The organism is Sulfurovum sp. (assembly GCA_026990595.1).
Taxonomy (GTDB): Bacteria; Campylobacterota; Campylobacteria; order Campylobacterales; family Sulfurovaceae; genus Sulfurovum.
Genome location: JALXCZ010000012.1, coordinates 1 through 7294, shown reverse-complemented (window position 1 = coordinate 7294; position 7294 = coordinate 1). Strand labels below are relative to the sequence as shown.

Genomic DNA, 7294 nt, shown 5'->3' with positions numbered 1-7294 from the left:
CTCAATGACAGGAACATGTTCAAGTGACTTTTTATTGATCTCTACGGCTTTAAGATCATACTCATCTCCCTGATAGAACTTTTGCTCTTTTGCATACTTTTTTTCTCGCTCCATCTGCTCTTTGATCCGTTGTTCAGTCAACTTGGATTTTGATAGTGTTTTATTGGTATCCGTTTTTTGTTTTATTTTTCCACTATTGTTATGCTCTTGGATTATGTTATTTTCTTTTGTAGTATTATTTTCTGCATGCAGAGAAAAGGTACAGAGGGCTATGAGCAGCGAAGAAAAGAATAGTTTATTCATCATTTTTCCTTATTGTTTTGTTCATTGTTATTGATAGATAGTAACACACAAATTCTAAATATTGATGTATAAATTAGATTATTTTCGTAATTTTCCCGCCAAATGCCCTGAAGCGAAACTCCACTGTAAGTTATATCCGCCACACGGACCATCCAGATTTACTATCTCGCCGCAGAAATACAAACCTTTAATTCTCCTGCTTTGCATGGTGTAGGGGTCGATCTCTTTAAGATGTATACCTCCACGGGTGATCATTGCCATTTTGAAGCCGTCATGTCCATTAATAGTAAGAGGTGTCCAGACAAGTAGTCGAATGAGTTTGTCCCTGCTGGCACCTTTTTGTCTGGCTAGACTCAAAGCAGGGTCTACCTTGGCGATCTTACACAGCTCTAAACTCACTGACTCAGGCAGTAGGGTAAGCAGTAATTCCAATGTAGTTTGATGCGGGTTTTTTTCTAGTGCCTTTTTAAAATGCTGACGTATCTGCTCTTCATTCATCCCTTTGGTAAAGTTTAGCAGGATGGGTACTTCATCATACCGGGAGAGCAGGGGTGTGATCTCCCGTGAAAAATCCAACACTACAGGGCCACGTATGCCGTCTTTGGTAAAGATGAGATCCCCTGTCGCCGAAAGTTTTTTATATTTTTTCATATCAACATGCATGGTTACCTTTGCAATGGTGTCAGCCCTACAGTTTTCAACCCAGGTTTCTTTCACTTTCAGAGGCATCATCGCGGGGTAAAGCTCTGTAACTTTATGTCCTACAGATGCTGCCATAGGATAGCCGTCTCCCTCTGCTCCAAGCATGGGGTAGCCTTTTCCACCTGTTGCCAGTATGACCGCATCGGCATGAAAGCTTTCTGTTTGTGTCTGCACACCGGTGATCTTATCTGTGTCATATTCCAAACTCAGTACTTTGGAAGCACAGCGTACAGTAATATTCAGATTTTGCATCTCTTGTGACATCGCATCGATAATGGTTGAGGAGGAGTGGGTTACAGGAAACACACGGAATCCGTCAGGTGCATGGCTCTCTACTCCGATCTCTTCCAAAAATGCTATGAGTGCTTTATGCTCAAAGGCTTCCAGGGCAGGAGCCATAAAACGACCGTCTCTTCCAAAATGCTGCATAAAGGTTTCATTGTCAAGTGTATTGGTAAGATTGCAGCGTCCGCCGCCTGTGGCTTTGAGTTTTGTGGCGATCTTGGAAAGTTTTTCCAAAAGGAGTACCCTTTTACCCTCTCGTGCAGCGGTAATTGCCGCCATCATCCCCGCAGCACCGGAGCCTATAACAATGAGTTGGTAGTTTGACATAGCGGTCCTTTTTCTATTGGACTTCTTGCATAGCCCTGTATTTTGTAAATATTGTTTAGTGTGCATTAGATTTTATTAAATAGACTCGAAGTCCTAGCCTTAGCTAATTCAAGAGGATATTTAATGTAAGATGATGTGCAATAAATAATATAGACATTTATAGGGTTATGCAAGAAGTCTATTACACATAAGTTGCACACCAAGGAGGTATTATACATAAACCTTCCTAATGAAACATTCTTTTTCTTCCCCTAATTAGGAAGGTTTATCATGAAATTATTAAAAATTCATATTGGGTTCATATTGTGATGATATGATACACATACCTTCCTAATCAAGATGCTTCAAAAGCATTTCTATTCTTCCCTCCCAAAGATATTAGGAAGGTATCATTATATACAAAATCCTAATTTTACTTTATTGAACAACTATGTTAAAATCATATATTTACTACTAAGGTACTATATATGACACTGGCTACCCAATCCATGCAGGATATTATTTTACAACTTCAAAATATGTTGATTGATCAAGAAGGTATCAGTTTTGATGTGCTTGATCCTGACTATGAGGAAGGGTATGCAGGAAAAGCGGTTACAGTTGAAGGTAAAAAATATATCTATAGAGGCTATAAGTCATGGATAGATCTGGCAGAACTTTTAAAATGCAGAATGCATACCCCCAAAAAAATTAAAAATTCCCCTTTGGTAAAATTATATTTCAAGAAACTTGATACAGGTTCATTTCATAGCGACAAAAAAGAGAATGAGAAGTATGGAACAGATTCTCGCTTTGCACAAATAAACAAAATGGAAGAACCGGCATTTCTCTACTACTACAACCAGACTTTAGACAATGTAACCATAGTCAAAAGAAAACACATTTTAAACCTCGGCATCAATAGAGCAGATGAATTTGAAGTCATTAGAAATAAACTAGATACCAAAATATATGAAAATATGAAACTGGTCGGTGTAGACCACTCAGAGTCTGCCATAGCGTATGCTAAAAAGGCATTCCCAGAAAATAATGTAACATTTTATGCAAATGATATTAACGCGCTAGACAAACTGAAACTAGGGCAGTTTGACCTGTTCATAAGCATAGGAACACTGCAAAGTCCAAGTATCGACTTTAAACCCTTTTTTATGAAACTGGTTCAGGAGTACCTTAGCAAAGATGCAGCCATAATCTTAGGTTTTCCAAATTCGCGTTGGATGGGTGGAGAGATGCTCTATGGAGCAAAAGCTCCCAACTATGCCATGAGTGAGATGAGTCTAGTACTTAACGATATTATGTTTTGTAAAAAGTACCTCCAACAAAAGAAGTTTCGTGTGACAGTCACGGGTAAACAGTACCTGTTTCTAACCGCCACCAAGATAGGAAGCAGGGTATGAGAGCATACTTTTTTCTTTTGTTTCTCCTATTATTTACAGCAGGGTGCGACAGCAAGCCGCTCATTACTGTGTATGACAAAAGCATTCTAAACAAAAAGATCGACTGCATGCAACTCTCTGTTATACCCAAAGACAAGCAGATTGCTTCTACACTGCAACACCTTTACCACTTTAGCCAAACATGCAGCTATAGACTGGAGGTCAGCTTTAAACAAAGCATAGTCTGCAACAGCCACTACAACGCCCAAAGCAAAGCACTGGGCAAGATGCCGAGCAGTTACCTAAAAATGGAACTCAGACATGGTCTAAACCTGCAATACAGCTACTACATTGACCTTGATCACAAACCGGACAAAGAGGATGTGGAAGAAGGGTTTGAACGAATTAGGAAAGATTTGGGTATTTAACTCTCCACCCATTATCTTATTCCACAGCTCCAGCTGTGGAATGCCTATCGGACTTCAAATAGCAAGAAAACCTCATATAATCCATAAAATGCTATACTTAATTCTAGAAATAAAGAGTTAATAATGAGTTTAGGTACTAATATGTGTTCCACAGCTGGAGCTGTTGGAACGAAGAAAAATCGGTAAATGAAATTTAGGAATACAAATGTATAAGAAAAAAAATATAACACTCATTTTGATACTTTTCTTTTTTGTAAATATCACTGTCGATGCAGATGAAGACACAAGACAATATGTCAAATTTCCTCCAAAACTTCAACTCAAGCAGTTGTCAAATATGCGTGATCACATGGCTGCACTCAATGAGATATTAGAGTACATGGCTTATGATGAACCCAAGAAAGCAGCAGATGTTGCCAAAAAGCGTCTTGGACTCAGTGCACGTCATTCACACAATACAAAAGATTTGGCAAAATATATGCCGCAGGGGATGAAGCAGGCAGGATACAATATGCACAGTGCTGCGAGTCATTTTGCAGAAGTTGCAAAAAAAGAAGATTTAGAATCAGCCTATGAGGCACTTACGGCGGTAACACAATCTTGCGTGGAATGTCATGCAGGTTATCGAACGAGATAAAGTTACAACTCAAATATAACAAAACAGAGTAGCCAACAATAAATTACCTAGCGGCAATTTATTAGCTATATTCAACCGTTAACCTTTCCAAACTATAATTCCATAAAATAAAAATAATAAGGATCACCCATGAAATTAAAAACACTTCTAGTTACTTCACTGCTTACAGCATCTGCTATGGCAGCAGACAACAATGTAACACAACCTCTAACGGTAAAACAAGAAGGGGTCAAGTATATTAAAATGTTAGGCGGTGCGCTAAAAACCCAACTGAAAGCTCATATGAAAAAAGACCCTACAGGGCTTGATGCTTTGGCATTTTGTACAGGAAGTGCAGACAACATCACCAAAGAGGTCAATGCCAAACTTCCAGACTATGCAAAAGTCAGAAGAACCGCACTTAAAATACGCAATAACTCTGTGAATACTCCTGATGCTACAGATAAAAAAGTGATGCAAGCCTATGAATCTTCCATTGCAGCCAAAACTTTTACTCCTAAAAATATTAAAGTAGTGCAAGAGGGTGATGTGACCCGTGTCTATAAACCACTTATTGTAAAGAAAGTCTGTCTAAAATGCCATGGAAGCAACCTTGACCCAAAAATCGCTGATGCACTCAAGAGTGCTTATCCTGAAGACAAAGCCATTGGATTCAAAGAGGGTGACCTCAGAGGTGTGATCGTTGCTGAGATCAAAAAACACTAGAGGCACAAGCTCTAAAGAAAACGTTTGAGCTGTCTGTCATGTATGCGGCTCAAAACAATGAGAGCAACTGCTCCGCCTATGAGAGCGTACATCATATCTGACTGTGTATCCCAAACATAACCTTGTGTTCCCAAAAATGCTTCAGCGTTGTCTCCCGTTGCCAAAGCGACCCACCATTCAACAAGTTCATAAAATGCTGAAAAAGCAAGAATAATACTCAAAATAATATAATTTAACCATATCTTTGAACCCTGTACAATATGTTTGCGTATCAGAAGCTCCCTGGCAAGGATTGCGGGTTCAAACCCCTGCATGAAGTGTCCTGCTTTATCGTAATTGTTCCTGCTCTGATGTAAAACTTCTTTGATCCAGTCAAATAAAGGTACTTCCGCATATGTATAGTGTCCGCCCACCATGAGGATGATCATATGGATCAGAATGAGTGTATAAAGCAGGGGAGTGAGTGGAAAAGTTTTGTAGGTCAATACAATCAGTATAAAACCTATGAGTGCCGGTACCACCTCCAGGAACCATGTGAACTGATCTTTGGGATCAATAGCAGACCAGATCAAAACAGCGAAATAGATGCTTACCCACAGATATTTCATATTATTTCACTGCTGTCATTAAAAAAACCGTAAAATCACGATGCGGCTTGGTTATGGTACCGGCTGTATCGAATGAAATATTTTTAAATCCGGCTTCCTGGGCTATGACTTTCAGTGCTTCTCTGTCGAAACCGTGATGAAATACCCCCGTATTGTCGCTATGGAAGCTGCCATCTTCACTGTCCAGATCAGCCAGTGCAATGAATCCGCCATCTTCAAGCATAGTATAGAGTTTATGGAAGAGGGCTAGAGTATCTTTGAGATGATGCATGGTCATGGAGGAGATGATACCATCAAATCTTCGCTCTAAAGTCTCTGTACTTAGATCTTTTGCTATTACTTCCGTCTCACAGGCAAATTCACTGCACTTATTTTCAAACTCCAAAAGCATAGAAGGGGAGTTGTCTATAGCGATGATCTTTTTAACAAACGGAGCCACAAAATAGCTCAACAATCCTGTACCCGCACCAAAGTCCATAATCTCCATCTGTCTGGCTAGTTTTATATTCTTTACTATTAACTCGGCAATCCTTTGTGCATTTTTGACTCTTTTGGAATTCATATCCCAGGATTTTGACTTATGCGCAAAAAGATCTTCACTGTTTTCCATTTTAATATTCCTTAATATAATATTTTAATATTTTTTAGCATCATACTTAAAACAGGCTTGTCTGCTTCTCTAGTTTAATGTTGTCCCAAAAGAGTTCAACATGTTTTTCAAACAATGATACCACAGAAGAGGTTGATTTTTTATCCATTTTAAGCAAACTCACCTGCATCTGGTAGAAAAAGAGTGGGGAAAAGAACTCATTTGCAAGCAGCAGGGGGTCTGAAGACTTTATAAGCTCTTCTTGCATCATCATAAAGAAGTAGGAAGAGAGCTTTTTGACGTTCTCCTGGTAAAAATATTCATTATAAATCTCTCTGACACGTTCATTGCGGAACATCTCCTGCATCAAAAGCTTGAAAAGTGCCTCATTCTGGCTGTCAAAGCTTAAAAGCTTGAATTTCGTAGCAATCCCTGCCAAAAGAGCTTTCCCACCCTTAGCAACCTCCTGAGGCTCTTTGTTGCTATCAAACAGATGTACGATCGCAGAAGAGGTAAGATCTGCTATAAGTGTCTCGAGTATCTCATCCTTATTCTTAAAATGGTTATAGAGTGCACTTTGTTTCACTCCCATCGCTCCTGCTATGTCTCTGACCGTTGTAGCCTTAAATCCCTTTGCTGAGAAGAGTTTGAGGGCTGTTTTAACTATTTTCTCTTTGGTTTTACTTCCCTTGGAAAGGGGAGTATTGACGCTCTGCTCGTTCATAGAGGCTCCTTTAATCTTATTATAGTGAACATTTGTTCATAAGTCAAGAGACAAGATCGGTTATTAATGAACAATTGTTCTTTTAACTCATTATTCAATAGTTTAAATAAGAACACTTGTTCATTTATTATCTTTGATCTAAAATCATAAAAGAACATGTGTTCATATAAAGTTATTTAAAGCCCTATTTTACGTATCTCTGGAGGATTTGTATTTTTTGAATATAGAAGGTCTTGCAGTAGAGCAGAAAAACACCGATTGTTATACTAATAAATATTAAATAATGCTCTATTCTTAATGCAGGGAAAGAGACTGAAAAATATTTATATTGTATATTGTTTAATATGAGTATAGTTTAAATTTTGTTTTTTGCTTGGTGGGAGTTGCCCAAGTGTGCGGGGGTAGGAGAAGTGTCAGTAGGGTTTTACCACAGTTATTTGCGATGAGAGCGCGTGTTGTGGCTTATTTTCACTGACGTTGTAATCTGTTTTTTTGTGCTACCACGGTTGTTTGGTGCATGATTGCGAAATATGTGGGTAGAAATGCGTGAAAAAAGTGTTTTGCGATTGTGTTGTAGATGCGGTGTAGGCGTGTGTTGTGGTGGTGAAGG

The 7294-nt window shown here is 38.8% G+C and carries 8 protein-coding genes and 1 pseudogene; 4 read left to right on the top strand and 5 right to left on the bottom strand.

The features are described from left to right. Both MVE01_RS04125 and MVE01_RS04120 read right to left on the bottom strand, forming a co-directional pair. Positions 1-303 (bottom strand): annotated as a pseudogene (locus tag MVE01_RS04125) (hypothetical protein); the annotation flags it as partial. 78 nt (positions 304-381) lie between these two features. Further along, on the bottom strand, positions 382-1617 hold the full coding sequence (locus MVE01_RS04120; RefSeq protein ID WP_472560905.1) for a BaiN/RdsA family NAD(P)/FAD-dependent oxidoreductase: 1236 nt from the start codon (positions 1615-1617) through the stop codon (positions 382-384). 467 nt (positions 1618-2084) lie between these two features. On the opposite strand from MVE01_RS04120, the gene MVE01_RS04115 reads away from it, so the two are divergent. The 4 genes from MVE01_RS04115 (at position 2085) to MVE01_RS04100 (ending at position 4763) form a co-directional block, all read left to right on the top strand. Beyond that, positions 2085-3014, top strand: coding sequence for a class I SAM-dependent methyltransferase (locus MVE01_RS04115; protein ID WP_472560904.1), 930 nt, complete (start codon positions 2085-2087; stop codon positions 3012-3014). After that, positions 3011-3421 (top strand): hypothetical protein, encoded by a 411-nt coding sequence (locus MVE01_RS04110; RefSeq protein ID WP_472560903.1) that lies wholly within the window; start codon positions 3011-3013, stop codon positions 3419-3421. Before MVE01_RS04115 ends, MVE01_RS04110 begins: the two co-directional genes overlap by 4 nt. A 205-nt stretch (positions 3422-3626) precedes the next feature. After that, positions 3627-4058, top strand: a complete 432-nt coding sequence (locus MVE01_RS04105; protein ID WP_472560902.1) for a hypothetical protein — start codon at positions 3627-3629, stop codon at positions 4056-4058. A gap of 129 nt (positions 4059-4187) precedes the next feature. Further along, positions 4188-4763: a Tll0287-like domain-containing protein gene (locus MVE01_RS04100; RefSeq protein WP_472560901.1), complete on the top strand. Its 576-nt coding sequence runs from the start codon at positions 4188-4190 to the stop codon at positions 4761-4763. Between the two features lie 11 nt (positions 4764-4774). Here the strand turns inward: MVE01_RS04100 and MVE01_RS04095 are convergent, their stop codons facing one another. Genes MVE01_RS04095 through MVE01_RS04085 form a run of 3 tightly spaced genes read right to left on the bottom strand, consistent with a single transcriptional unit; the run spans position 4775 to position 6684 of the window. Then, positions 4775-5371 carry a DUF2238 domain-containing protein gene (locus MVE01_RS04095; RefSeq protein ID WP_472560900.1) on the bottom strand — a complete coding sequence of 199 codons (597 nt, stop codon included), beginning with the start codon at positions 5369-5371 and terminating at the stop codon, positions 4775-4777. A 1-nt stretch (position 5372) separates the two neighbouring features. Continuing rightward, the gene (locus MVE01_RS04090) at positions 5373-5981 is read right to left on the bottom strand and encodes a class I SAM-dependent DNA methyltransferase (protein WP_472560899.1); all 609 of its coding nucleotides are present in this window, start codon (positions 5979-5981) and stop codon (positions 5373-5375) included. A gap of 46 nt (positions 5982-6027) precedes the next feature. Next, positions 6028-6684, bottom strand: a complete 657-nt coding sequence (locus tag MVE01_RS04085; protein ID WP_472560898.1) for a TetR/AcrR family transcriptional regulator — start codon at positions 6682-6684, stop codon at positions 6028-6030. Between the last annotated feature and the right edge of the window lie 610 nt (positions 6685-7294).

What these genes read in the sequence shown, in the direction of transcription:
- MVE01_RS04120 (WP_472560905.1), bottom strand. Translation starts at nt 1,617, where the DNA reads ATGTCAAACTACCAACTCATTGTTATAGGCTCCGGTGCTGCGGGGATG.
- MVE01_RS04085 (WP_472560898.1), bottom strand. Translation starts at nt 6,684, where the DNA reads ATGAACGAGCAGAGCGTCAATACTCCCCTTTCCAAGGGAAGTAAAACC.
- MVE01_RS04105 (WP_472560902.1), top strand. Translation starts at nt 3,627, where the DNA reads ATGTATAAGAAAAAAAATATAACACTCATTTTGATACTTTTCTTTTTT.
- MVE01_RS04095 (WP_472560900.1), bottom strand. Translation starts at nt 5,371, where the DNA reads ATGAAATATCTGTGGGTAAGCATCTATTTCGCTGTTTTGATCTGGTCT.
- MVE01_RS04090 (WP_472560899.1), bottom strand. Translation starts at nt 5,981, where the DNA reads ATGGAAAACAGTGAAGATCTTTTTGCGCATAAGTCAAAATCCTGGGAT.
- MVE01_RS04100 (WP_472560901.1), top strand. Translation starts at nt 4,188, where the DNA reads ATGAAATTAAAAACACTTCTAGTTACTTCACTGCTTACAGCATCTGCT.
- MVE01_RS04110 (WP_472560903.1), top strand. Translation starts at nt 3,011, where the DNA reads ATGAGAGCATACTTTTTTCTTTTGTTTCTCCTATTATTTACAGCAGGG.
- MVE01_RS04115 (WP_472560904.1), top strand. Translation starts at nt 2,085, where the DNA reads ATGACACTGGCTACCCAATCCATGCAGGATATTATTTTACAACTTCAA.